General features: G+C 70.6%; 22 protein-coding genes. 8 read left to right on the forward strand and 14 right to left on the reverse strand.

The genetic code is table 11. The features are described 5' to 3' along the window. Window positions 1–95: 95 nt before the first annotated feature. From J2Z30_RS22250 to J2Z30_RS22265, 4 genes are all read right to left on the reverse strand, one after another. Window positions 96–1,598, reverse strand: a complete 1,503-nt coding sequence (locus J2Z30_RS22250) for a class I adenylate-forming enzyme family protein (protein WP_044580555.1) — start codon at window positions 1,596–1,598, stop codon at window positions 96–98. A 22-nt stretch (window positions 1,599–1,620) separates the two neighbouring features. Beyond that, window positions 1,621–1,929: a hypothetical protein gene (locus J2Z30_RS22255; RefSeq protein WP_044580554.1), complete on the reverse strand. Its 309-nt coding sequence runs from the start codon at window positions 1,927–1,929 to the stop codon at window positions 1,621–1,623. Window positions 1,930–2,161: 232 nt separating this feature from the next. Then, window positions 2,162–3,658, reverse strand: coding sequence for a class I adenylate-forming enzyme family protein (locus tag J2Z30_RS22260; RefSeq protein ID WP_044580553.1), 1,497 nt, complete (start codon window positions 3,656–3,658; stop codon window positions 2,162–2,164). A 117-nt stretch (window positions 3,659–3,775) separates the two neighbouring features. Then, complete coding sequence (locus J2Z30_RS22265) at window positions 3,776–4,942, reverse strand: thiolase family protein (RefSeq protein ID WP_044580551.1); 1,167 nt, start codon at window positions 4,940–4,942, stop codon at window positions 3,776–3,778. Between the two features lie 137 nt (window positions 4,943–5,079). Between J2Z30_RS22265 and J2Z30_RS22270 the strand changes: the two genes are divergently transcribed. After that, the gene (locus J2Z30_RS22270) at window positions 5,080–6,132 is read left to right on the forward strand and encodes an LLM class F420-dependent oxidoreductase (RefSeq protein ID WP_044580549.1); all 1,053 of its coding nucleotides are present in this window, start codon (window positions 5,080–5,082) and stop codon (window positions 6,130–6,132) included. After that, entirely contained in the window at window positions 6,129–7,271 is a 1,143-nt protein-coding gene (locus J2Z30_RS22275) for a CaiB/BaiF CoA transferase family protein (RefSeq protein ID WP_044580547.1), read from the forward strand. Before J2Z30_RS22270 ends, J2Z30_RS22275 begins: the two co-directional genes overlap by 4 nt. A 20-nt stretch (window positions 7,272–7,291) precedes the next feature. Here the strand turns inward: J2Z30_RS22275 and J2Z30_RS22280 are convergent, their stop codons facing one another. Beyond that, window positions 7,292–8,353, reverse strand: coding sequence for an MBL fold metallo-hydrolase (locus J2Z30_RS22280; protein WP_308280011.1), 1,062 nt, complete (start codon window positions 8,351–8,353; stop codon window positions 7,292–7,294). A 216-nt stretch (window positions 8,354–8,569) separates the two neighbouring features. Here J2Z30_RS22280 and J2Z30_RS22285 point away from each other — a divergent pair, with 216 nt between their 5' ends. After that, window positions 8,570–10,021 carry a CoA transferase gene (locus tag J2Z30_RS22285; protein WP_078957221.1) on the forward strand — a complete coding sequence of 484 codons (1,452 nt, stop codon included), beginning with the start codon at window positions 8,570–8,572 and terminating at the stop codon, window positions 10,019–10,021. Continuing rightward, window positions 10,018–11,415: an amidohydrolase family protein gene (locus tag J2Z30_RS22290; RefSeq protein ID WP_044582592.1), complete on the forward strand. Its 1,398-nt coding sequence runs from the start codon at window positions 10,018–10,020 to the stop codon at window positions 11,413–11,415. The genes J2Z30_RS22285 and J2Z30_RS22290 overlap by 4 nt, the downstream gene beginning before the upstream one ends. A gap of 50 nt (window positions 11,416–11,465) precedes the next feature. Here J2Z30_RS22290 and J2Z30_RS22295 read toward each other — a convergent pair whose 3' ends face one another. Next, window positions 11,466–12,335: an SDR family NAD(P)-dependent oxidoreductase gene (locus J2Z30_RS22295; protein ID WP_044582591.1), complete on the reverse strand. Its 870-nt coding sequence runs from the start codon at window positions 12,333–12,335 to the stop codon at window positions 11,466–11,468. Further along, entirely contained in the window at window positions 12,332–13,228 is an 897-nt protein-coding gene (locus tag J2Z30_RS22300; RefSeq protein ID WP_209468787.1) for a TIGR03619 family F420-dependent LLM class oxidoreductase, read from the reverse strand. The genes J2Z30_RS22295 and J2Z30_RS22300 overlap by 4 nt, the downstream gene beginning before the upstream one ends. Before the next feature lie 310 nt (window positions 13,229–13,538). Here J2Z30_RS22300 and J2Z30_RS22305 point away from each other — a divergent pair, with 310 nt between their 5' ends. Continuing rightward, on the forward strand, window positions 13,539–14,672 hold the full coding sequence (locus J2Z30_RS22305; RefSeq protein WP_044580544.1) for an amidohydrolase family protein: 1,134 nt from the start codon (window positions 13,539–13,541) through the stop codon (window positions 14,670–14,672). 3 nt (window positions 14,673–14,675) lie between these two features. After that, window positions 14,676–14,882: a hypothetical protein gene (locus tag J2Z30_RS22310; protein ID WP_044580542.1), complete on the forward strand. Its 207-nt coding sequence runs from the start codon at window positions 14,676–14,678 to the stop codon at window positions 14,880–14,882. 178 nt (window positions 14,883–15,060) lie between these two features. Here J2Z30_RS22310 and J2Z30_RS22315 read toward each other — a convergent pair whose 3' ends face one another. Further along, a complete protein-coding gene (locus tag J2Z30_RS22315) occupies window positions 15,061–15,801 on the reverse strand; it encodes a FadR/GntR family transcriptional regulator (RefSeq protein WP_308280012.1) in 741 nt (246 codons plus the stop codon). 340 nt (window positions 15,802–16,141) lie between these two features. Between J2Z30_RS22315 and J2Z30_RS22320 the strand changes: the two genes are divergently transcribed. Together J2Z30_RS22320 and J2Z30_RS22325 are read left to right on the forward strand one after the other, a co-directional pair. Further along, a complete protein-coding gene (locus tag J2Z30_RS22320; protein WP_044580541.1) occupies window positions 16,142–17,338 on the forward strand; it encodes a thiolase C-terminal domain-containing protein in 1,197 nt (398 codons plus the stop codon). After that, window positions 17,335–17,772, forward strand: coding sequence for a Zn-ribbon domain-containing OB-fold protein (locus tag J2Z30_RS22325; RefSeq protein WP_044580539.1), 438 nt, complete (start codon window positions 17,335–17,337; stop codon window positions 17,770–17,772). The genes J2Z30_RS22320 and J2Z30_RS22325 overlap by 4 nt, the downstream gene beginning before the upstream one ends. A 238-nt stretch (window positions 17,773–18,010) precedes the next feature. On the opposite strand, the gene J2Z30_RS22330 is transcribed toward J2Z30_RS22325, so the two are convergent. The 6 genes from J2Z30_RS22330 to J2Z30_RS22355 all read right to left on the reverse strand — a co-directional run bounded on the left by J2Z30_RS22330 (window position 18,011) and on the right by J2Z30_RS22355 (window position 24,989). Further along, on the reverse strand, window positions 18,011–18,811 hold the full coding sequence (locus J2Z30_RS22330; protein WP_078957219.1) for an ABC transporter ATP-binding protein: 801 nt from the start codon (window positions 18,809–18,811) through the stop codon (window positions 18,011–18,013). Next, window positions 18,808–19,554, reverse strand: coding sequence for an ABC transporter ATP-binding protein (locus J2Z30_RS22335; protein WP_044580538.1), 747 nt, complete (start codon window positions 19,552–19,554; stop codon window positions 18,808–18,810). The genes J2Z30_RS22330 and J2Z30_RS22335 overlap by 4 nt, the downstream gene beginning before the upstream one ends. Then, complete coding sequence (locus tag J2Z30_RS22340; protein ID WP_044580536.1) at window positions 19,532–21,523, reverse strand: ABC transporter permease; 1,992 nt, start codon at window positions 21,521–21,523, stop codon at window positions 19,532–19,534. Before J2Z30_RS22340 ends, J2Z30_RS22335 begins: the two co-directional genes overlap by 23 nt. Before the next feature lie 46 nt (window positions 21,524–21,569). Then, window positions 21,570–22,808 carry an ABC transporter substrate-binding protein gene (locus J2Z30_RS22345; RefSeq protein WP_044580535.1) on the reverse strand — a complete coding sequence of 413 codons (1,239 nt, stop codon included), beginning with the start codon at window positions 22,806–22,808 and terminating at the stop codon, window positions 21,570–21,572. 232 nt (window positions 22,809–23,040) lie between these two features. Continuing rightward, window positions 23,041–23,835 (reverse strand): enoyl-CoA hydratase/isomerase family protein, encoded by a 795-nt coding sequence (locus tag J2Z30_RS22350; RefSeq protein ID WP_044580534.1) that lies wholly within the window; start codon window positions 23,833–23,835, stop codon window positions 23,041–23,043. Then, complete coding sequence (locus J2Z30_RS22355) at window positions 23,832–24,989, reverse strand: acyl-CoA dehydrogenase family protein (protein WP_044580533.1); 1,158 nt, start codon at window positions 24,987–24,989, stop codon at window positions 23,832–23,834. The genes J2Z30_RS22350 and J2Z30_RS22355 overlap by 4 nt, the downstream gene beginning before the upstream one ends. Between the last annotated feature and the right edge of the window lie 247 nt (window positions 24,990–25,236).

Consider the following 25,236-nt stretch of genomic DNA (forward strand, 5'->3'; position numbering starts at 1 on the left):
TGGTGGGGCGGGGGGACGCCGCGTTCCCCCCCGGCTTACCCCCCGGGGGGGGGGGGGCGGCCCGGCCGGGGCGGGGCGGGCCCCACCCCACTGGTTCAAAGCCCTGCCGCGCCGGAGTGCAGCCGGGTGACGACGCTGCGCCGCACCAGCTTGCCCGTGGGCGTCCTCGGAAGCTCGTCCCAGATCTCGATGCGGTCCGGGGTCTTGCTCCCCCGCAGCGCATCGCGGACGAACCGACACAGTTCTTCGGGCTCGGCGGTTGCGCCCGGCCGCGCCACGACCACGGCCTCGATACGCTGTCCCCACTCGTCGTCGGGTACGCCCACCACGGCGACGTCCAGGACGGCGGGGTGCCGCATCAGCACATCCTCGATCTCCGCTGGGGCGATGTTCTCCGCGCCGCGGATGATGGTGTCGTCGGCACGGCCCGCGATGAACAGATAGCCGTCCTCGTCCAGGTACCCGTGGTCACGGGTGTCGAAGAACCCCCGGGCGTCGACGGCCCTGCCCTGCCCCACGTACTCGGCGGAGACCTGCTCGCCCCGTACGCAGACCCGTCCCTTCTCTCCCGGCGGGAGCAGCCTGTCCTCGTAGTCCCGGATCTCCAGCTCGACCATGGGCACCGGGCGGCCGACCGAGGCCAGGCGTGCGCGGACAGCCGGGGCGTCACTCGCGAACGCGGTCCTGTGGTCCTCGGGGCCGAGGACGGCGATGGTCGAACTGGTCTCGGTCAGGCCGTACGCGTTGACGAAGCCGACCTGCGGCCAGATCCCGAGCGCCCGCTCGATCACCACCGAGGGCATCGGTGCCCCGCCGTAGGCGAGTCCGCGCAGCGCCGGCAGCGTCTTGTCGGCGCAGCTGTCCACGATCCGCGCGAGCATCGTGGGCACCACCATGGCGTTGGTGATGCCTTCGTCCCGCATCAGCCGCAGCCACTCCTCGGGGGTGAACCGCTCCAGCACGACCGTCCTGCGTCCGGCGTAGAGGTTCGTGAGGACGTTGGCCACGGCCGCGATGTGGTACGGCGGGACGCTCATCAGCGCCGCCTCGTCCGGCTCGGCGGAGGCGAACTCGACCGTGCCCAGGACGTAGGACACCAGATTGGTGTGGCGGAGCAGCACTCCCTTGGGATCCGAGGTGGTGCCGCTGGTGTAGATGATGACGGCCGGGGCCTCCGGGTCGGTGAACGTCTCTTCGAGGTCCGCCACCGCGCTTTCCCGGGTGGCGCGCAGCCACTCCTGGCAGGTGCGGGCCCGCAGGCCCGCCCGCTTCAGCGTCTCCAGTTGTTCCTGGCCCGCGATCCCGAAGGCCTTGGGATGGTTGGCGAGGACCGTGGAGAGCTGCTCCTCGCCGAGGCGGTAGTTCACGGGAACGAGCGGTACACCGGCTCGGGCCGCCGCGCACAGGGCGACGGGGAAGGCGGGACCGTTCACATCGAGGAAGACGACCGCGTCGGCACCCGCCTCACGGATGTCGGCGGCGGCCGCGAGAGAGGCCGCGCGGAGCTCCGTAGCGGTCAGGCCGCCCTCCCGTCGGCCGGTGACCACACGGTCCCCGAAGCCCTCGGCCGCCATGTCGAGCAGCATCGTCACGTTCACTGCAGGCTCACCTCTCGCCGGGTCAGTCGGAAGCCGGAAGCGCCTTGGCGGCCTTGACCGGCAGCGGGCGCCCGTCCACGGCGAGCGTGCCCTGCCCGGCCTTGGTGCACAGCAGCTCCAGGCCGAGTTCGTCGTCCGCGTAGCGCTTGCCCAGCAGAGTGCCGCCGGCCTGAGCGGGGTCGGGACCCCCTGCGGTGCCGGGCTTCTCGCGTGCGTCGCACATCGGCGCGCCTCCGCAGGTGATCCTCACGTCGGTGCCGGGGGCACGGACGACGATGACGGTCGTCTCGTCAACGGTGCTGGCGAGCGTCTGCCCGATTCGTGGCTTCACTGTGACTCCCAAGGTGTGCGTTTCATTCTCGGCGAAGGTGCCTCCGGCCGCGTCGGCCGCGGCCCGTGCGGAAGCCGGCGCAGTCCGCGCTTCCCGGCCCTGCCCGCCGGGATGAGGGAAATAGGCTGGAAGGACCGGCGGAACCCTTGCGCCACCGGCCAGGGGGCGATCGTCACCGACATGGGCTCCCGCGAGGTCCCGGGGGTCTCCCGGACGGGGGCCGCCCCGGCGGTCATACCGCTCCGTCGGCGGCCAGCGAGGCCCGTACGAGGTCGAGCAACTCGACGCGGCTGACCTTCGACGACGGTGTCCGCGGCAGCGCGTCGACGACCAGGATATGGGCCGGGATCTCGTACGGGGCGAGCACCTCACGGCAGGACATGGTCAGCTCCTGCGCGGTGGGCGGTGTGCAGCCGGGCCTCGGCTCGACGGCGGCCACCGGCACATGGCCCAGGCGGGCGTCCGGCAGAGCGGCGACAGCCGCCTCGTGCACGGCGGGGTGCCGCTCGAGGGCCCGGCGCACCTGGTCGGGCTGGACCTTGAAACCGCCGCGAATGATCGCGTCGTCCGCCCGGCCGTGGATCCATACGAATCCGTCCTCGTCGAGCCGGGCGAGGTCACTGGTGCGCACCCAGGCGTCGCCCCCGTCGGGCGACTGCGCGGTGCGGATCTCCAGGCGTCCCACCTCGCCGGGCGCGGCCTCGGTCCCGTCGTCCGCGACCACGCGCATCTCGACACCCGGGAGAGGGCGTCCGGCGCTGCCCGCCTTGGTGTCCCACCATCTCTTGTGCAGCGGAAGAGTCCAGGCGGCGACGGCGCCGGCGAACTCCGTGGCCCCGTACGTCATCAGGACGCGGGCGCCGTACGCGCGGAAGAAGGCGTCCGCGAGTTCGGGCGGGCAGTAGGTGGTGCCACAGGTGACGACGCGCAGACTGGAGAGCCTCTCCCGCGGCACCGCGGCGTCGAGGACGGTACGCAGCGCGGCCGGGACGAGTCCGGCGGCGGGCGGCCGGTGCCGCTCGACCGCGCGCACCCAGGGCTCCAGCGCGAAGCGGCGCAGGAGGACGAGGCGGCGACCTGCGTAGAGGCCGGAGAGTGCGCTCCACAGACCACCGATGTGTACGAGCGGGGTGGTCACAAGGCCCACCCCGGAGCGCAGCAGCGCCCCTTTCTTCGGGCTCTGTCCACTGGATTCCAGGGCCGTGTCGAACTGTCGGTCGAGGAGGCGGATCCTCTTGGGCGGGCCGGTCGTACCGGAGGTGAGCATCTCGATGGAGACGCCCATGGCGGTCTCGGCGTCCAGGAGCGGCGTGCCTCCGGCCGGCTCCAGGCCGCCGTCGGGCCCGAGCCGGAGTCCCAGCCCGGTCCCGGTGACGGCGCCCAGCACGCTCTCGTCGTCCAGCGTGCCGGGTGACGCGACGACCACGGGCAGTCCGCTGCGCGCGATGTCCGCGGCCAGCCGCTCGGGAGGCTGGAGGGGGTTCAGGGTGACGACGCACCGGCCGGTGGCGAGCACGGAGCAGACGACGGCGAGGTGCTCGGGCCGGTTCTCCAGAACGACCCCGACCCTGGTTCCTTCTCCCAGGCCCGCTTCCGTCAGCAACGCGTCGAGACCCCGGGCGGTCGAACGCAGAGCGCCCCAATGCCACCACGAATCCTCGAACTCCACGGCCCGAGCGTCCACCGGAGCTTTGCTCAGCAGTTCGGCCAGGCGACTGCGAGCGCCCATAGGCCACCTCCACTTCCAAAGAAAGCATACTGAGATAACTATGTCTGGAACAGTCCCATGAGCATGACACTGTGGGATCACCCTCCGTTCACACCCGGAGGGCCGTCGTCGTCACCGTCAGACCGTGGCCAGCAGCTCGACGATCGTGGCGTTGGCCATGCCGCCCCCCTCGCACATGGTCTGCAGGCCGTAACGGATGCCGTTGTCCCGCATGTGGTGGACGAGGGTGGTCATCAGACGGGCCCCCGAGGCGCCCAGCGGGTGGCCGATGGCGATGGCACCGCCATTGGGGTTGAGGCGCCCGGGATCGGCTCCGGTCTCCGCGAGCCACGCCATCGGTACGGGCGCGAAGGCTTCGTTGACCTCGAAGGCGCCGATGTCGCCGATGGCCAGACCGGAGCGGGCGAGCACCTTGGCCGTGGCGGGAATCGGGGCGCCCAGCATGAGCACCGGGTCGTCACCGGCGAGCACGGCCGTGTGCACGCGGGCGATGGGGGTGAGGCCCAGCTGGGCGGCCTTCTCCGAGGTCATCATGAGCAGCGCCGCCGCACCATCGCTGATCTGCGAGGAGTTGCCGGCGTGGATGGTGCCGTGCTCCTTGAAGGCGGGCCGCAGCCCGGCCAGCTTCTCGGCGGTCGTCCCCCGCCGGAGACCCTCGTCCGCGGCGAAGACCGTGCCGTCGGCGAGGGCGACCGGTGCGAGCTGGCCCTCGAAGCGTCCCCCGTCGGTCGCCTCCGCGAGCTTGGCATGGGAGGCCGAGGCGAACTCGTCCATCTCCGCGCGGCCGAAGCCCCACTTGTCGACCATCATTTCGGCGCCGACACCCTGGCTGAAGGTCGCACCGTAACGCTCCTGCACCAGCGGGCCGCCGGCCCTGCCCAGCTCAGGGTCCTTCACCGAGGATCCGATGGGTACGGCGCTCATCATCTCGACACCACCCGCGACGGCCACGTCGTACTGCCCGGAGATCAGGCCCGCGGCGGCGAAGTGCACGGACTGCTGGGACGAGCCGCACTGGCGGTCGACGGTGGTGGCCGGAACCGACTCGGGCCAGCCGGCCGCGAGCACGCCCATGCGCGCCACATTGTTGGCCTGCTGACCCACCTGCTGCACGCAGCCCCAGATGACGTCGTCGACCAGCGCCGGGTCGAACCCGGTGCGCTCGACCAGCGCCCGGAGCACATGAGCCGACAGGTCGGCGGCGTGATGGTCCGCGAGAGTTCCGCGCCGCTTGCCGACCGGAGTGCGGACCGCATCGACGATGACGGCATCGCGTGTGGACATATGACAGCCTCCTTCACCACAACAACTGTAGGTTAGTTTACTAGGTCACCTATGATGACTCCAGGGCCGGTCTGCTTCACACCGCAGCCGCGGCCCGGCGGCCAGATGTCCGAATGACGTGTGAGAGGACCGGTGACATGCGGATCGGAATGCCGATGGCCTACAGCGGAGGGTTCGCCGAGACGGTCGACGAACTGGTCGACTACGAGAAGGCGGGACTCGACATCGTCTTCGTCCCGGAGGCGTACAGCTTCGACTCGGTGAGCCAGCTCGGCTACCTGGCCGCGCGGACGAGCAGCCTCGGCATCGCCTCGGGCATCCTCAACATCTACTCCCGCACACCGTCGCTGCTCGCCATGACGGCGGCCGGCCTCGACTACGTCTCGGGCGGCCGCTTCACCCTGGGGATCGGCGCCTCCGGCCCGCAGGTCGTCGAGGGCTTCCACGGCCTGCCGTACGACGCCCCTCTCGCCCGTACCCGGGAGGTGACGGAGATCTGCCGCAAGGTGTGGAACCGCGAGCCGGTCGTGCACGACGGACCGCGCTACCAGCTGCCCCTGAGCCGGGCGCACGGCGGGTCGGGCCTGGGCAAGGCGCTCAAGCTGATCAACCACCCGGTACGCGCACGCGTTCCCATGGTCCTGGCGGCGCTCGGTCCGAAGAACGTCGCCCTGGCCGCCGAACTGTTCGAGGGCTGGGAACCGATCTTCTACTTCCCCGAGGGCGCGCGTGCCGCGTTCGGCGAGTCCCTGGACTCGGGCGCGGCCCGCCGCGCCCCCGAACTGCCCGCGCTCGACACCATCGTCGACACGCATGTCGCGATCACCGAGAACGCCGAGGAGCGCGCGGCCGCCGAACAGCAGGTGCGCGAGCATCTGGCCCTGTACGTCGGCGGCATGGGAGGCAAGGGCAGGAACTTCTACAACGATCTGACCCGCCGGTACGGCTTCGAGGAGGCGGCCGCGACGATCCAGGACCTTTTCCTCGACGGCCGCAGGAAAGACGCGGCCGCGGCGGTCCCCGAGGAACTGGTACGGGGCGTCTCCCTGATCGGTCCGCCCGGCTGGGTCAAGGAGCGTGTCACGGCCTTCGCCGAGAGCGGTGCCACGACCCTCAACGCCAAGCCGCTGGCCGCGACACACCGGCGACGCGTCCGGGACGTCAACACCCTGAGGGAGCTGAGCGCGTGACCGGCTCGGCGCAGGGCCCGCTCGCCGGAGTCCGCGTACTCGAAATCGCCGGCCTCGGCCCGGCTCCCATGGCCTCGCTGCTGCTCTCCGAACTCGGCGCCGACGTCGTCCGGGTGGACCGCCCCAAACCGTCCCCCATCTCCGACTTCCTGGAGCGGGGCCGCCGGTCGATCATCATCGACCTCAAGCACCCCGGCGGCGCGGACACGGTGCTGCGGCTCGCCGAGCGCGCGGACGTCCTCATCGAGGGGTTCCGGCCGGGCGTCGCCGAACGTCTGGGCATCGGCCCGGCCGCCGCCCACGCCCGCAACCCCCGTCTGGTCTACGGCCGTATGACCGGCTGGGGGCAGCACGGTCCGCGGGCGGACACGGCGGGCCACGACATCAACTACATCTCCCTCACCGGTGCCCTGGCGGCGATCGGCCGGGCCGGCGGCCCGCCCCAGGTGCCGCTCAACCTGCTCGGCGACTTCGGCGGCGGCGCGCTCTACCTGGTGGTGGGAGTACTCGCCGCGCTGCACCACGCCCGTGCCACCGGCGAGGGACAGATCGTGGACGCGGCCATCGTCGACGGTGTCACACATCTCGCGGCGATGATCTGGGCCGAGCGCCGCCACAACGGGTGGGCCGACGAGCGCGGCCGCAACCTGCTCGACACCGGCGCTCCCTACTACGACGTATACGCCACCTCCGACGGCGGCTGGATGAGCGTGGGCGCGCTGGAGCCCCAGTTCTACGCACGATTCGTCGAGTTGCTCGGCATGCCCGAATGGGCTCCCTCACAACACGACCGTACGGCGTGGCCGCGGATGCGCGAGGCGTTCGCCGCCCGTTTCGCCTCGCATCCGCGCGCCGAGTGGGAGAAGGTCTTCGACGGGGCGGACGCGTGCGTGACGCCGGTTCTCAACTGGTCGGAGGCCCTGCGCGAGCCCCATATGACGGCCCGGAACGTCCATGTCACCGCCGAGGGGGAAGCCGTCCCCGCCCCGGCGCCCCGCTTCTCCGCCACGGCGACCCGTGCCGCCGGACCGCGGGCGGCGCCCGGCGCGCACAGCCTCGAGGTGCTGGAGGACTGGGACGTGCCGGGCGCGCGGGAGCTGCTCTCGGGCGGATCGGTCATGCAGCGGCCCGACGAGTGACAGAGCGGACCGACGGCTCCTCAGCCCGGGAAGACGCCCGGACACCGCTGGAGACGCGCGGTGGCCGTCCAGTACGGCGGCGGGCCCGGCACCTCCCGCGCCGCGCCGAGGCGGCGCAGGTGAGCCAGGGTCACCAGCGCCCGGGAGACCGTCGCACGCAGCGGAAAGCCCCGCAGCCCCTCCAGGCTGCCGGAGCGCCGCAGACGCCCGGCCAGCTGCCATGCGGTGACGGGCCCCTCACGCAGCACCGAAACCGCCAGAGCCGTGCGCGCCGCGTGGTGGTCGCGCACTTCGCCGACGCGGGCCGCGATGTCGGTATAGCGGTACTCGTGGGCGGGCAGTACGAGATCCGGCTCCATCCGCACCAGCGGCTCCAGGGTTTCCAGATAGTCCCCCAAGGGGTCGTCGGTCTCGTCCCTCGGCTGATGCATCCCCACCGTGGTCCGCGGCAGCAGGTGATCCCCGGTCAGCAGCAAGCGGTGACGCGGCTCCCAGAAGCAGAGGTGGCCCGGGGTGTGGCCGGGTGTCCACAGCGTGGTGAGATCCCAGCCGGGAACGTCGGGCCGCTCGCGGTCGGTCAGGTGACGGTCCGGGGGCGCGGCGTCCTGCCCGGAGCGCGTTCCGATGTCGTCGAGCGCCTTCCTCACCTCCGCCTCCGGCGCCCCGGCCCGGCGCAGCAGCGCTGCCGACAGCGAGGCCGGATCGGCGCGGAACTGCGCGAGGCCGGCGGCGTCCAGCGCGTGCAGGGACACCCAGGCGCCGGACACCTCCCGGATGCGCGGGGCGAGGCCGTAGTGATCGAGGTGGGAATGGGTCACCAGAACGCCGCGGACGTCCTCGACCCGCGTGCCGAGCGCCCGCAGCCCTGCGGTCAGCGCGCTCCAGCCCTCCTCGGTGTCCCAGCCCGCGTCGACCAGATAGGGGCCCGCGTCGGTCTCCAGTACGTACACCAGGACATGCCCAAGAGGCCCCGGCAGCGGGATCGGAAGGCTCCACAGCCCCGGCCGCACACGAGTGAGGCGAGGTCGGCCGCCCTTCAGCGGCCGCCCTGTTCCGGAAACCCGGTTACCGTCCATGGACATGGCCCCCCTTTCAACATAGACAACCTAGTAAACCATCACGGCGCTCCTGGTGATCCAGCGGGGAGCACTCATACCCGGCCGGCGCTCACCGCATCGCACGCGCCAGTAGACTGGTGGTCCGGCGTGGCCCTTCTGGCGGCTGCCGGACCGCGAGCCGTCTTCGGCCGTGGGCGGCCCGGCGAGATGCAGACAGCGTCGCAGTGGGGACTGACATCAATGCCCGCATCCACATCCGACTCGCGCCACGGCGATCCAGCAGGCGAGGAGTCCCTGCCCCCGGTGTCACCCGGGGACTCCCGCCACCAAACCTCGTGGCTCGCCGCCGCGTTCGGCGCTCCGGCGGCGGCTCTGCTCGGCGACTGCGTGCAAGGACCCCCGGCAGGAGGGCTCCGTGACTGGGCCGACTCGGGAGCGATGGCTCTGACCGGACTGCCCGACGGGGCACCGCTCGCGGCCCCCGGAGCCCCGGCCGGCGTGCTGCGCATCGCGCTCGACGCCGTCGCCGCCTTGAGCCGGGCACGGACGGGAAAGGCCGTCCGGCTGCCCGGGACCGACCTGCTGGGCGAGCGCGCGGCCATCGCGGGGTTGTCCCGGCGCGGCCCGTGGTCGGCGGGCGGCGCCTTCAGGATCCTGTCCGCCGTGGACGGCTGGGTAGGCGTCTCACTGTCCCGGGAGGACGATCGCGACCTCGTTGCCGCCCTCGTCGAGAACCCCGTGGAAACCGACGTCTGGGAGGTGCTCGAACGCTGGTCGGCGGACCGGAGGGCGGTCGATGTGGCCGAACGTGCCCAACTGCTGGGCATCCCGGCGGCCACGGTACCGGTGACCCCCCGCGGCCTGCCGGACGAACAGGCCGCGCACCGCCGCGGGACCGCCGGATCCGGCCCCAGGCCAGTGCTGATCCACGGCGGCGGCCCCCGTAAGCACCGGCGCCGGCGCCCGCTCGTGGTCGACCTCACCTCCCTGTGGGCGGGCCCGCTGTGCGCGCGGCTGGTCGGCCTGACCGGCGCGGACGTCGTCAAGGTCGAGAGCCCGCACCGCCTCGACGGCGCCCGGTTCGGCCCACCGGCCTTCTACGACCTCCTGCACGCCGGGCATGCGTCCGTTTCCCTCGATCTCACCTCACCGGCCGGCGTCGCCACCCTGCGGCGGCTCCTCGAATCGGCGGACGTCGTTCTCGAGGCCTCGCGCCCCAGGGCGTTGCGGCACCTCGGCATCGACGCCGAGGAGGCTGTTGCCTCGGGCACGGTGTGGACCAGCATCACGGCGTACGGGCGGACGGGGCCATGGGCGAACCGTGTGGGCTTCGGGGACGATGTCGCCGCCGGAGCGGGTCTGGTCGTCCGGACCGAGCACGGGCCGCTGCCCTGCGGGGACGCCCTGGCGGACCCATTGACCGGTGTCCACGCGGCGGTCTCCACGGCAGCGGCCCTCGCCGGGGAACAGGGCTGCCTGATCGACGTCTCCATGCGGGATGTCGCCGCCTTCGCCGCTCGGGGGCCCGCCGAACCGCATGTCGTACGGCAGGCCCCGGACGGCGACTGGTGGGTGGAGACGGAGCACGAGGTCTTCCCGGTCCGCGCGCCACGCGCGCCACGGCCGGGGCAGCGGGCCACGGAATTTGGAGCCGACACCGCACGCGTGCTCACCCGGTGGTGCCGTCCGTGAACCTGCTCATCGCGCGATGCCGCACCGACGGACACCTCACCGACGTCCGGATACGCGACGGACGGGTCACCGAGGTGGCGGAGCGGCTGCGCCCGGCGCGGGACGAGGATCTCGTGGACGCGCGCGGCGGCGCGTTGCTGCCAGGGCTCCACGACCATCATGCGCATCTGCTCGCCATGGGCGCCGCGGAGCGGTCCGTCGTCTGCGGTCCTCCGGCCGTGAACGACGCCGCCGCACTACGTGCCGTCCTGCGCGGGGCGGCAGACGCGGTTCCGGCGGGCGGCTGGGTGCGCGGCACCGGGTACAGCGAGTCGGTGGCCGGTCTGCTGGACCGAACCGCCCTGGACGGCATGGTCGCCGACCGCCCGGTGCGCCTCCAGCACCGGGGCGGGGCACTGTGGATCCTCAACAGCGCGGGGCTGGCGGCCGTCGCTTCGGCGCTGGACGACTCCTTGGACGTCGAACGGGACGCGGCCGGACATCCGACCGGACGCCTCTGGCGCTACGACGTCCGGCTGCGGGCGGCGATCGGTGCCGAGCCACCCGATCTGGCGTCCGTGGGCGAGCGGTTGGCCTCGTACGGGATCACCGGCGTCACGGATGCCACGCCGGACCTGGACGCGGCAGGTCTGGAGCTGATCGGCACCGCCGTACTTGGGGGCCGCCTGCGTCAGGGGGTGCAGCTGCTGGGCGCCGCGACCGGGACACCACTGGCTCCCGGCCTGTCCAGTGGGCCGTACAAGATTTTGCTGCGCGACCACGACCTCCCCGGTCTCGAGGAGTTGGCGGGCCTGATCGACCGGTCGCACCGGGCTGCGCGTCCCGTGGCGGTCCACTGTGTGACGAGGGAATCCCTGCTGCTCACCTTGGCCGCGCTGGAGATCGTGGGAACCTGCGAGGGCGATCGTGTGGAGCATGCGGCCGTGGTGCCGCCCGAGATGTGCGAGCACTTGGCCGCCAAGAGGCTGACGGTCGTGACCCAGCCCTCCTTCATCGCCACACGGGGCGACACCTACCTGGCGTCGGTGGATCCCCGGGATGCCGAACACCTCTATCCCTACGCCACCTTGCTGGCACACGGCGTGCCGACCGCGCCGTCGAGCGATGCCCCGTTCGGCGATCCGGACCCTTGGCGCACCATGGCCGCCGCGGCGTCCCGCCGCACTCCGTCGGGGAGGGTGCTCGGCTCTCACGAACGTGTCGCCCCCGGGGTGGTTCTGGCCGGGTTCCTGTCCCCGCCGCACTCCCCCGGCGGCCCTCCTCGGCGCGTGGCACCGGGCTGCCCGGCCGACCTGTGTCTGCTCGGCGAACCCGTCGAAGCGGCCTTGGCCAGGCCGTCCGCCGACCAGGTGGCGCTGGTTCTGCGAGCGGGGAAGCCCGTCTTCCAACGGTGAGCGCACACCCGATGCCCTGTGCACCGCCGGTCACCAGGGCGACCCGGCCGTCATCCCGCGTCCCACCCCGCCAGAGGTGCCGCGTCCGGGTAAAGGGTCCAGCCGCCGCCCGAGCGCACCCAGCCTCCTGCCGCGGCGGTACCGCCGTCCACGTGGAGAGTGATGCCGGTGACATAGCCTGCGCGATCGGAACAGAGATACACCGCCGCGTCGGCGCACTCCTCGGCGGCGCCCTCGCGGCCCAACGGGACGTAGCGCCTGACAGCTGCCTCGCGGTCCGGTGGGCGAGGCGGCAGGGCGCCCGGGTCCACCAGGCCTGTCAGGATCCCCCGGTTGCCGGCCGTAGCGGTGTGGTCGGGCGCCAGGGCGTTCACCCGGATCCGGTGCTCGGCCAGTTCGACCGCCATGGTCCGGGTGAAGCTGATCACCCCGGCCTTGCAGGCGGCGTACACCGCGTACATGGGAGCGGCACGCTCACCCTCGATGCTGGTGATGTTGAGTATCGAACCGCCTCCGGAGGAAGCGATCATCGGCGCGGCGGCCGAGGTCGCCGCCAGCATGCTGACCAGGTTGATGTCGATGTGACGGCGCCAGCTGCGTTCGCTCTGGTCCAGGAAACGCCTGGCCCGCACACCACCGGCGTTGTTGACCAGGATGTCCAGTCGACCGAACGTCCGGTGCGTGGCCGCGACGGCTTCGGTCAGCGCGGCGGTGTCCATCACATCCGCCACCAGCGAGATCGCCGTACCCCCGGCCGTCTCGGCCAGCGCCCTCGTTGCCTCGGCTCGCTGGAAGTCGATGTCGATCAACCCGACCCGCACGCCGGCCCCGGCCAGCGCGACCGCGATGGCCTGGCCGATGCCCGCACCCGCCCCGGTCACCACTGCGGCCTTGCCGTCGAGACCCAGCTCGAAGGTCATCGCCCGCTCCTCTCCGACCGCCACTTCGCGATCACCTCACGTCCGTAGTACTCCAAGGCCCTGAGGGCTTCGTCCAGGCTGCTTCCAGGCACACGAACGACGAACCAGGTGGCTCCGGCGTCGGCGAGTTCCTCGAGGTGATCGCGCCGGGGCAGATGAGCGCCCTCTCCGGGGCGGACGTCACTGTGCGGCGTCTGCACCTGTACCTCGAGGGACGACGGGTCGCGTCCGGCCTCGGCGGCGAAGTGGCGCAACTCCGCGACAGCCGCCGCCAGGTCGGCCGGCGTCGACAGCGCCGTGGTCCGGGTGGTGGCCGCCATGCCGGCGCTGTTGAGCAGCGGAGACCAGCCCTGGGCCGCACGGGCGGCCCGGCGCCGTGCGTTCCGTCCGTTGCCGCCGATCCACACGGGTGGATGAGGCACCTGCACAGGGCCGGGGGTGCTCACCGTGCCATGCGCGGTGTACCGAAGCCCTTCGCCGGTGTAGGACTCGTCGGTCCACAGGTCCCGCAGCACATCGAGTGCCTGGTCGAACAGTTCACCGCGCCGCTCGAAGTCCACGCCGAGCGCGTTGAACTCCGACCGCAGATAGCCCCCGCCGGCACAGATCGTCAGCCGACCGCCGGAAAGCCGGTCCACGGTGGCGATCCGCTTGGCCGCCATCAGGGGGCTGTGATACGGCAGCACCATCAGGTAGGTCATCAGGCGCAGCCGATCCGTGACCGCGGCGCAATAGGCGAGGGCGTCGAGCGGATCGAGGGTCGCGTGTCCCCCCGAGGTGAGCCACTTCCCCGACGGCGCGGGGTGCTCCGTGAACGCGATCGCGTCAAAGCCCGCCTCCTCCGCCGCGCGGGCGAATGCGCGCAGCCCCTCGGGCCCGTACAGCTCCGGCACGCAGCCAGGCTTTCCGATCGGATGTTCGACAGTGAACCTCACGGCGCTCCCTTACTCGATCACTCCATCGTAGCTAACGAAGTTATTTATGTCAGTACGCAACCGGACCGCGAGTCAATCGAAAATGTCATTTTCGCCAACCCCAACCTTGGGTCCAGCTGCCGGGAGCCCGACACCCCGCCCACCTCGCTCTGCACTGCCATCTCGAAGACGTCCCGCAGGCCGTTGACAGTCGGCGAGTCGACATGCACCGTTGAAAACAGCATTTTCACCGGATCGAACTGATCACCACCCACTCAAGGAGAGAGTCATGGAGAAAATCTGGGCGAACTCGGGTGACTCGCACTTCATGGAGCCCGAGGACCTGTGGCGCAGCAACGTCCCCGCGCACCTGGCCGACCTCATGCCGCGGAGCGTCAAGGACCCCGACGGCATGTGGGAGACCGTCCACATCGATGGCATGTCCTTCCGCCGCGCCACTCCGCCGTCGGCGACTCAGGAGTTCCGCGAGGCGGCGAACCGGGCGCCCGGTGCCCGGGACGTCACTTTGCGGATGAAGGACCTCGACAACGAGGGCATCTGGGGTGAGCTGGTCTTCCCGTCGCTGGGTCTGTGGAGCTCGTCGTTCCGCACCCCCGAAGCGCTACGGGAGGCTCTGCGGGTGAGCAACGACTGGTCCTGGGAGACCATCGACCAGGCATCCGAGCGGCTGGTGGCCACCGCCCAGGTGTCCACGCTGGACATCGGGGACGCCGTCCGGGAGCTGGAGCGGACCGCAGAGATGGGATTCCGGGCAGTGTTCCTGCCGGTCAGGCCGCATCCGCTGCAGAAGGACTACAACCACGACGCGTGGGAGCCCCTCTGGGCCGCCGCAGAGGCGGCGAACATGGTGCTGGCCTTCCACATCGGCACCGACCCGGTCGACCTCTCCACGGGCGCGATGGCCGGCGTCGTGTACCGGGGTCCGGGCGGGGCGGTACTGAACTACACCGAGACGACGTTCGGCGGTCAGCGTGCGGTGGTCAAGATGGTCGCCTCCGGCGCTCTCGACCGTCACCCCAACCTGAAGGTGCTGGTCGCGGAAGGTGGCGCCACCTGGGTACCGTTCATCGCCGACCGCATCGAGGAGGGTTACCGCCAGCACGCGGCCATGGTCCGCCCCAAGCTCGAGCGATCCCCGCGGGAGATCATCTACTCCCAGGTGTACGCCTCCTTCCAGCACGACCAGACCGCCGTCGCCGCCGCGGCGTCCATGGGCTACGACAACGTCATGTGGGGCAGCGACTACCCGCACATGGAGGGCACCTTCGGGCACACCCAGGAGACGCTGCACGGCCTGTTCGACGGCGTCGACCTGAAGGTCAGGGAACGGATCACCACCGGTGTCTTCGCCGAGCTGTTCCCCCACGTGCCCCCGCTGCCGACGGCCGTCGCGGGAGCCTGAGCCATGTCCGACAACGTGATGTACGACTCGCCCACCGAGTTCCTGCACGATGTGGCCAGCGTCGGCGCCTGTGTCGCCCAGTCCGTCATCCCCCACGACAAGGGCGGCTACGTGTGCGCCTGCTCCTGCGAGCGATGGGAGGTCATCGCCACGAGCAGGGACGAGGGCCTGCGTCTGGCCCGAGCGCACACAGGGTCGTCCACGGGCTGAGCAGCGTCCCCGGGGTGGGCAGGCCGCGACCTGGCCACCCCCGGGGGGCCAGGGAGGCGGTGGCCACGGTGTTCCGCTTGACGTGGAACATCCCGGCTCCGCCATGACCGGACCCCATGTGAGCGAGTTGGCCGGCGCAACAGGTGCGCCCGGTTCAGGGCCGGGTACGCCGGGGTGGTCAGTCGAGGATGTCGATGACCCTTGTCGCCTCACTGCCGGCGAGGACCAGTTCGTCGGCCACCGCGAGGTGCTTGCGCCAGAACGCCTCCGCCGCGTCACCGTCACCCGAGCGCACCAGCTTGACCAGCTTCTCGTACGCACGCACGGCCCGGTTGTTGTGCTGACGGCTCAGGCTGGGCGTGTTCTCACGGCGAGCGCGGACCACGATCTGCGACTGGCGCAGGATGATCTCGTAGACCATCCCCACCATGACGGCCAGGGTCTTGTTGCCGGAGAGCTGCACGAGACGCAGGTGGAACTGGGCGGCACCGATGGCGAATCGATCCACGTCGTCCAGGTTGGCCCGCTCCTCCTCCAGCGCCTGCTCCAGGGCCGCGTACTTCTCCTCGTCGCCGTCGAGCGCGAGCAGCCGCGCGGCCGGCGGCTCGATCGCACTGCGCGCCACGTAGACGTCGGCCAGCGTGGCACCCTCCAGTTGGAGAAGGAGGGCCGCCGGCCGGGCGACGGCCTCGGGACCAGGCACTGTCACCCTGGCCCCGGTGCGCGAACCTCGCCTGAGTTCCACGAGCCCTTCGGACTCCAGGACCCTGACGGCTTCCCGCAGAGTCGGACGGGAGACATTGAAGTGCTCCAGCAGTTCCGGCTCATGCGGCAGGAAGTCACCGCTCTTGAGCTCGCCATCGACGATCATGCGGCGCAGACGCCGAGCGACAAGCTCACCGGTCTTCGGCGCGCGCACGCCGTTGACCGCTGCAACCGCCCCCCCATTGTTCCAGTTCACACCATCAGGACGCCGCTCGTCCGACCCCGCCATAGGTTTCCGCCTTCACTGTTTCACTGCGATCCGGGCCCGCCGTGGCCACGGAGAGACCTGGGTTACGTCACTTACGAGGATAGCTATCTCGCTCGGCCCCACGTCGGCCCGTCCGGTGATCGCCCGCGGCCGGGAACGGTGCAGAGCTCCTCATCACCCGCTCCCTTGCTGACAGACCACGGACGGAACTATTCTGACTCCGACATGGTGAACTAAGAATCCTAGGTTGACTGTATCCGACGGAGACCGCGAAAGAGAGACGCCCATGGCTCCGCAAACCCCCGACACCGCGATCGTCGGGGTCGGCGCAACGCCGTACTACCCCCGCGGTGAATCACACCCGCAGACCATCACGGAGCTGGCGGGCAAGGCGATCCTGGCGGCCTGTGAGGACGCCGGGCTGTCGGTCAAGGACATCGACGGCTTCGCCTATTACTCCATGGCGGGCGGTGGCTATGGCCGGTCCATGGAGACCGCCTCCCTCATGGAAACCCTCGGCATCCCCGAAGTGACCTTCACAGCCTCGCTGACCGCCGGCGGGGGCGGCTCGGCCGGCTCCATCGGCCTGGCCCGCGCCGCCATCGTCGCGGGCGACGCGACCTGCGTGGTCAGTGTCATGGCATTGCAGCAGCTCCCCGAGTACCGGCTGGGCGGTGTCTTCGGCAAGGCCGAGCCCACGCCCGAGAAGTCGTTCATCCAGCCCGCGGGCCTGACCGGCCCAGGACACCTGATGTCGGTACTGGCCCGCCGTCACATGCACGCCTACGGCACCCGCCGCGAGGCCTTCGCCGAGGTCGCGATCTCCACCCGGGAGAACGCGATCACGCGCCCCACCGCGCTGCGGCGCACGCCGCTCACTCTCGACGACTACTTCAACGCACGGATGATCGCCGAGCCACTGTGTCTGTACGACTTCTGCATGGAGACGGACGGTGCGGTCGCCGTCCTCACCACCAGTCTCGAACGCGCCCGTGACCTCCGCCAGAAGCCCGTGCCGGTCGTCGCGGCCGCGCACGGTGGACGGCGGGAGTGGGGCCGGGGCTTCAGCTGGATGGGCATGCCGGAGGAGACGTTCGCCTCCTCCGGCCACGCGGCGGTGGCCCAGCGTCTCTACGCCAAGGCCGGCGTCGGTCCGGACGACATCGACGTGGCCCTGTTGTACGACCACTTCGCACCCATGGTCGTGATGCAGCTGGAGGACTACGGCTTCTGCGCCAAGGGAGAGGGCGGTGCCTTCGTGGAGAGCGGGGCCATCCGCTACAAGGGTGGCTCGATCCCCGTCAACACACACGGCGGACATCTCTCGGAGGGCTACGTGATCGGCATGACCCATGTGCGGGAAGCGGTGGAGCAGCTGCGCGGCACCGCCGTCAACCAAGTGCCGGGAGCGGAGCTGGCCCTGGTCAGCGGCGGCCCGGCGACCATCCCGGTCAGCGGCCTGGTCCTGGGGCGTGACGCATGAGCGCCGCCCTGTCCCGGGCGCTGCCCGCCCAGCGGGTACGGATCGCCACCGATCACGTCACCGAGCCGTTCTGGCAAGCGGCCCGGGAACGTCGGCTGACCGCACCGCGCTGTGCCGACTGCGGCCACTTCCGGCTGCCGCCGACCCCGTTCTGCCCCGAGTGCCAGTCACAGAACGTCGACTGGGTCCGGCTGTCCGGCCGGGGAAGCGTCTTCAGCTTCTCCGTCGTCCGCAACATCCCCGGGCTGGACGACGCCGTGGTGGTGGCGGCCGTCGTCGACCTGCCGGACGCGCCGGGTGCCCGCCTCATCAGCAATGTGATCGACGCCGATCCGGACGAGGTCCGGATCGGTATGGAACTCATCGTGGACTTCTCCCCAATCTCGGACGGCTGGCTGCTTCCGGTCTTCCGCCCTCATCGTCCCCGTCCCTGAAGGCACGGAAGGCACGGAAGGCACGGAAGGCACGGAAGGCAGGGTCGAACGACCACCGCCCCCCGGCGCGCCCGGTGACCGAGCGTAGCCCGTTCATCGGCGCGGAACCGGGCCCCGGGGGGATCGACGACTTCGTGGAGACGCTCTCGGTCTTCCCCTGAGCCATATGAGTGCCCATGCACACCTGTACGCCCCGGGAGCTCTCAGCGGATTCCCGGGGCGTACAAGTTTGAGATCATCAGGTGTCTTGAGCAGTCCGGTCACGCTGGTCCGTACCGCCGAGGTAGGCGGCCTGGAGCAGGCCCGGGTCGCGGCGCAGTTCATCCGCGGGCCCGCTGTGCACCAGACGGCCGCGGGCCAGCGCGTACACCCGGTCCACCACCTCCAGGGCGGCGGGCACATGCTGCTCGACCAGCAGCACGCCGAGTCCGCGCTCCACGGCCAGGGTACGGAGCGTCCGCAGCAGCTCTCCGGCGATCCTCGGCGCGAGGCCGAGCGACATCTCGTCCACGAAGAGCAGTCGGGGGCGCCCCAACAGAGCACGCACAAGAGCGAGTTGCTGCTGTTCACCCCCGGACAACAGCCCGGCGCGCCGGGACAGCAGCGGACGCAGCTGAGGCAGCACGGTCAGTGCCTCCTCGATCAGGGCCCGGCCGCCGCGCCGCTGTTCCAGGCAGAGCGCGAGGTTCTCCCTGACGGTCAGCTGCCGGAACAGCCCCCGGTCCTCCGGAACCAGGCGCAGACCGCGCCGGGCCAGAGCACGGGCCCCGGTGCGCGCGGTGATCGGGGCGCCGAGCAACTCGATCTGCCCGGCGTGGGCCGGCAGGCAGCCGGACAGGGTCAGCAGCGTGGTGGTCTTGCCCGCGCCGTTCGGCCCGAAGAGGGCCACCACCTCCCCCGGTGCGACGTGCAGGTCGACATCGCGGACGACGGTGCCCGCGCCGTGGCCGGCGTGCAGGCCCCGCACTCGCAGGACGGCGGGCGCGGGCTCGGCGGCGGCGACACCGGCCGTGTCGGTTGCGCTGTCCGCGCCGGTCATGACGGACTCCCTTCGCCCAGGTAGGCCGCGAGGACGGCGGGGTCGCTCCTGACCTCCGCCGGGGTCCCCGAGGCGAGCTGCTTGCCGCCGTCCAGGACGTGGACGTGGTCGCAGTTGCCGAGGACCAGGCCCATGTCGTGTTCCACCAGGAGCACGGTGGTGCCCCGCTCGCACACGCCTCTCAGGCGCCGGCCCAGTTCTTCGCTCTCATGGGTGTCGAGGCCCGCCGCGGGTTCGTCGAGGAGCAGCACGTCGGGGCGGGCGATCAGGGCGCGGGCCAGGGCCACCAGCGCCCGCTGCCCCTGGCTGACGGCACCGGGCAGGAGGTCCGCGACGCCGTCGAGCCCGAGCGACCCCAGGAGGTCGTGCAGGACCGGGATGTCGGCGGAGGGCATCCGCCTCAGCTGGTGCCACCAGCGCCGGTTGGTTTCTCCGGGCATTCCGGTGGCCACGTTCTCCGCCACGGTCAGATCGTCGAACAGGTCGAGCGACTGGAAGGTGCGCACCAGTCCGGCGCGGGCGCGCCGGTAGGGCGCCAGGTTGTCGAGCCGGCGATCGCCGAGGTACACCTCGCCGCGTGCGGCGACATAGCCGGTGCACGCGTCCAGCAGGGTGGTCTTGCCGGCGCCGTTGGGGCCGATGAGACCGGTGAGGGTTCCTTCCGCGACCTCCAGGCTCACGCCTTCGAGGGCGCGTACGCCACCGAAGGTGACGCTCAGATCACGTAGTGCGAGTGACGACACGCTCGGTCTCCTCTCCCAGTACAGCGGCCTGCTCGCCGGACGGTTCCGGCACGGTCGGGCGGCGCCGCCTGCCGGCGAGCCACCGCATCTGCCGGTCGAGCTCCCCTGCCACACCACCAGGGGTGGTCACCAGGGCGACGAGCAGTCCGATCGCGCTGACGATCGCGTTGTACTTGCCGAGTTCCAGCCAGCGGTCGAGCGCGTAGTACACCAGCCCGCCGGGGGCCATGAGACCAGCGATCACGGCACCGGAGACCCGGCTGATGCCCGCGAGGTACACCACCGCGACGTAGGTGAGCGACACGAACACGTCGAAGTTCTGGAAGGCCAGACTCTCCTGCTGGTATCCGAGGAGTACACCGGCCGTTCCCGCGAGGCCGGCGGCGATGCCGAAGCCCGTCAGCTTGACCCCGGCGATGTTGATGCCCGCCGCCGCAGCCGCTCGCTCGTTGGCGCGGATCGTAAGCATCTGGCCACCGAGGCGGGTCCGGCGCAACCAGACCACGCCGACCGCGCAGGCCGTGACGGTGAACAGGGCGAACAGGGCGAACCCGACGTCTCCGCCGCCGCCGAGACCGACCCCGAACAGGCGCAGTTCCGGTACCCGGCTGCCGCCGAACCCGCCCGTCCAGTCGGGGTTCTTGAAGACGAACTCCGACACGGCCACGGCGAGGCCCAGCGTGACGACGCCGAGGGTCACTCCCCGTATGCGCAGCGCGGGCACGGCGACCCCCACGCCCAGGAGCACGGCGAGCGTCACCGCGATGAGCGGAGGGAGCGGGAACGGGAGATGGGTGTGCGTGGTGAGATTGCTGAGCACGAATCCGGCGGCGCCGGCGAAGGTCATCTGGGCCAGCGAGATCTGTCCGAGCATGCCGGTGACGACGACGATGCCCAAGCAGACCAGGACGGCGACGACGGACGTGGTCAGCGCGGTGCGGTACGGCCCGTCCAGAGTGAGGATCAGCGCCACGCCGGCCAGGAGCGTCGCGGCGACGGTGATCGGTTTCGTGCCACCGCGCGGCACCGCCGGCAGCCGCGGGTCCTCTTCCGTACCGCGCGAGGGCAACCGCCCGCCGCCGACGGCGAGCGTCACGACGATCACCAGGAAGGGCAGTACGTCGCGCAGTCCGGTCTGCGGCAGCCAGGAGTAGTCACCCTGGAGCTTCAGTACGACGCTCTGGATCATGCCCAGGGCGATGCCGGCGGCGACCGTCACGCCGAAGGAGCGCAGCCGTCCGACGATCGCCACGGCGAGCGCCGGCACGACGAACAGGCTGTTGGTCACCGGGTCGAGCCCCGTGATCGGGCTGGCGAGGATGCCCAGCAGCCCCGCCAGCGCCGATGACCCCAACCAGGCCAGTGCGGAGAGCCGGCCGGGAGAGTGCCCCAGGAGCATGGCCGCCCGTTCGTCCTCGGCGACCGCCCGCATCGCCAGTCCGGTGCGGGTGAACCGCGTCATGGCCCACAGCAGGACGGCGACGGCGATGACGGCGGCCGCGAGCAGGAACCTGTCCCAGGGCACCGTCAGACCGCCGATGTGCAGCGGGTCGTTCGCCAGGATCGGCGGCACACTGGCGCTCGTGCTCGGAAATCGCAGGACCGCCAGGGACTGCAGGACCATGACGATGCCGACGGCGGCCACGAGTTTCAGCAGGCCCGACGCCGCACGCAGCGGACGGAAGACCAGTGCGTAGGCGAGCAGGCCCAGGAGCATCGCAATGGCGAGGCAGAGCAGTATGGCGGCCCAGACCGGCAGGACCGGCATGGAGAACGTGCCGATCGGGAGGACGAGCAGGTTCTCGTTGCGCAGGAAGGCGTAGGTGTAGCCGATGTACATCCCCATCGCGCCCAGGGAGATGTTGATGACACCCGCGGCCTGGTAGGTGAGCACCACTCCCGTGCCCAGCGCGGCGTAGATGGTTCCCGCGCCGAGGCCCAGGAGGGCGAATTGCAGGAGCTCGATCATGTCGTTCCTTCGGTCCGCCGGTGATCCACCGGGAGCATGGAGATGATCACTCGGGGTACCAGCGCCCGGCGTCGTCCTTCAGCTCACCGTTCTCGCTCTTCACAATGCGGACCTTGTCGCTGCAGACGGACGGCAGGCTCTTGACCTGCTTGCCGTCACAGGTGACCTTGGGACCGACGAACGTCGGCTGGTTCTTCAGCCCGCGGAGGGCGCTCATCACGGCTGACGGGTCGTCCGGCTTGTCGATCTTGGCCAGCACCCGGGACAGGGTCACGGCCGTACCGAAGGCGGATTCCGGGTAGACCCCGAGATCGACAGAGGGGGCGTACCGCGCCATGGCGGACCGGAACGCCTTGGTGTCGGGGGTGTCCGCGTTCGCGGGCTGCACGGACACGGGGAAGTACGTCCCTTCGGCCGCGCTTCCCCCGGCCTTGAGGACACTCGGCGCGGCGCAGTTGCCGCTGAAGAAGTAGTTCGCCGTGCTGGCCAACGACTGCTTGGCCTTCAGGACATTGACGCATCCGGCCTCCGGCATGATCCCGAACACCGTGTCGGTCCCGCCCTTGAGGGCGTGGCTGAGCGGACCGGCCATATCGGTCTCGTTCGCGCTGAAGGGCGCCATGGTCACGTGGCTCACGCCATGCGCCTTGAGCACGTTCCGGACGAACTTCTCGGCGGTCAGTCGCGCCTGGGGGTTCTCGTTGAACAGGACGGCGGCCTTCTTGGTCTTCAGCTCCTTCGCCGCATAGGTGGCCGCGGCGCCCTGTGACGGCGCCGATCCCGCGACGAACGAGAACGACGTGGGGGACGTGAGATCGGCGGAGCTGGTCGGCGTCGGGCTCAGGTAGGGCACACCGGCCTTGGCAAGAACGGGAATGGAGCCGTCCGAGCCGAGATCGAGGCCGCCGATCACCGTAGCGGGCTTCTCCTGCAGCAACTGCGCCGCGCAGTTCGCCGACGCCGCGGACGTCCCGTTCGACGCGCAGTACTCGAGGCGGATCGGCCGCCCGCCGGCCCCGCCCAGGTTGTTGTTGATGTACTTCACCGCCGCGCGGGTCGCCTGACCGACGTTGGCGAAGTTGCCCGCCGCGTTGCTGTCATTGTTGATCATGCCGATGACGATCGGCTTGCCCTGTGCCTTCTTCACGGGCAGTTCGGCCTTCTCTGCCTCCCCGGTCGTGGCGGCGTCGCTGCCGGCACAGGCCGAGACGAGCGTGAGAGCCAGGACCGTACAAGCACTGGCGGCCGCTCGGAACGAGCTGCGGGCGATTCTCTTGCCTGACATAGCACCTCATCAACTTAGTTCACTTTGTTGATGAGGAGAGTATGGAGGGAGGGCGGAAGTGCGACAAGGGCTTGAACAGCATTTTTCATAGATAACGATGCGATAAAGCATCGATAACCTAGTTATCTAGATGCGCCTTGGCTCATCTTTCGCTTCCTGACCGCGGGAGCCGCCCACGCCACGGCACCCCGAACCCGGGGACGGGACGGGGCGCCGTGGGCGAGAAAGATCCTCAAGACTTCTTTCTGAAGCGCGCCATCGCGTCGCGGAACTCCTGACCGGTGAGCAGTCCCCCCTGCACGGCGCCCAACACGGCAAGTTCGTGATCGAACTCCGAGCTCAGGGCCCGGCGCAGGGACGCCTTGCTGCTGCTGAGTGCGGCGAGGGACAACTTCGCCAGTTCACCGGTGACCTCGGTGACCCGTTCCTCCAGCTGTTCGGGCGCGAGGACCTCGTTGACGAGGCCCCATGCGTACGCTTCGTCCGGGGGGACCGCCCGCCCGGTGAGGACCATCTCGTTCGCCCGCGTACTGCCGACAGTCCGGGTCAGCAGATGAGCGCCTCCCATGCCCGGAACGAGTCCGGCGTTGATCCACGAGCTGGCGAAGCTCGCCGTTCGGCTCGCATAGCGCAGATCGCAGGCCAGGGCCAGGTCCAGGCCGGCGCCCAGAGCGGGCCCGTTGACGGCGGCGAGTACGGGAACCGGGACATCGCGCAGCAGCCGCACAAGGCGCTGGAATTGCCCGTACACGGCGTCGGTGACCGCGCGCGCACCCCTCTCGGCCACGGCCGACAAGGCGGTGAGGTCACCTCCCGCGCAGAAGACGGGCGGCGCTCCGGTGACGACCAAGGCCCGCACCTCGGGGTCCGCGCCCGCCTGCGCCACCGCGTCCGCCAGGTCGCGGACGAGCTCGACAGTCAGCGCGTTCCGCCGGGCGGGCCGGTTGAGCACCAGCCACTCGGCGGCACCCCGCCGCTCTCGCACCAGGTGGTCCGCAGCGTCCGCCCTCGCCCCCGCCCCCGTCATGAGCGCATCCCCGTGACGTCGCGGCCGATGATGGTGCGCATGATCTCGGAAGTACCCCCGTAGATGGTCTGCACGCGTGCGTCGAGGAAGGCCCGGGAGACCGGGTACTCGCTCATGTAGCCGTAACCTCCGAAGAGTTGCAGACAGCGGTCGACCACACGTTGCTGGAGCTCGGTGGTGGCGAGCTTCGCCTTGGCGGCGTCCACCGCGGTGAGTTCGCCTGCGTTGAGGCCACGCAGGCAGTTGTCGACGTACGCCTGGACGACGTCGAGTTCGGTGGCCATGTCGGCGAGTCGGAACTGGGTGTTCTGGAATGCGGCCAACGGCTTGCCGAACGCCATGCGCTCCTTGGTGTACTCCAGCGTCCAGTCCAGCACGGCCCGTGCCGGGTAGAGCGCCTGCAGCGCGATGGAAAGCCGCTCACCGGGAAGGTTCGCCATCAGGTGCGCGAAGCCGCCTCCCTCTTCGCCGAGCAGGTTGCCGGCAGGCACTCGGACGTCTTCGAAGGCCAGCTCGGCGGTGTCCTGGGCCACCAGACCTATCTTGTCCAGCTTCCGGCCGCGCTCGAAGCCGGGCATCCCATGCTCGACCATGAGCAGGCTGAGGCCGTGCGAACTCGCACTCGGGTCGGTCCGAGCGACGACGATCACCAGGCCGGCGGCGATGCCGTTGGTGATGAAGGTCTTGGTGCCGTTGAGGATCCACTCCTGCCCGTCGCGCACGGCAGTGGTGCGGATGCCCTGCAGATCGCTGCCGGCGCCTGGTTCGGTCATGGCGATCGCGCCGATGAGCTCCCCTCTGGCCACACCCGGCAGCCAACGGGCCTTCTGCTCCGAGGTGGCCAGGCTCAGCAGATACGGCAGGAAGATGTCGTCCTGCAGCCCGAACCCCAGGTTCACCGCGGCGGCGCCCACGCGAGCCAGTTCCTCGATGACCACACTGCGGTAGCGGACATCGGCCACACCGCCGCCGCCGTACTCCTCCGGCACGGCAAGTCCGAGAATCCCCTGGCGGCCGGCAGCCAGCCAGGCGCTCCCCCCGACCATCCTGTCGGCGTCCCAGCGTTCTCGGTGAGGCAGCACCTCGCGCTCCACATATTCCCGCACCGTCGCCCGGAAGTCCTCGTGGTCCTGCTCGTAGAGCTTGCGTTGCATGTTCCTCCGCCTCTCCAGCGCGGCACACCGCCGCCCAAGACATGGGCATCACTTAGTGAACTAAGATAGACCAGTGCCGCCAGACTGTCGTGCGGCCGGATGGGGTCAGCGGCGTCACGGCCGGAACGAGGCCCGGCTGAGGCGGCAAGTCCGCGAAGGCCATGCCGCGCCGCCCTTACGGGCCGAGCAGGCGCACGGCCGGCCAGCCCCAGCGCACGAGAAGGGCCCGGACCGTACAGCGCGTGCG

Origin of the sequence: Streptomyces iranensis (assembly GCF_017874715.1) — a bacterium.
Classification (GTDB): domain Bacteria; phylum Actinomycetota; class Actinomycetes; order Streptomycetales; family Streptomycetaceae; genus Streptomyces; species Streptomyces iranensis.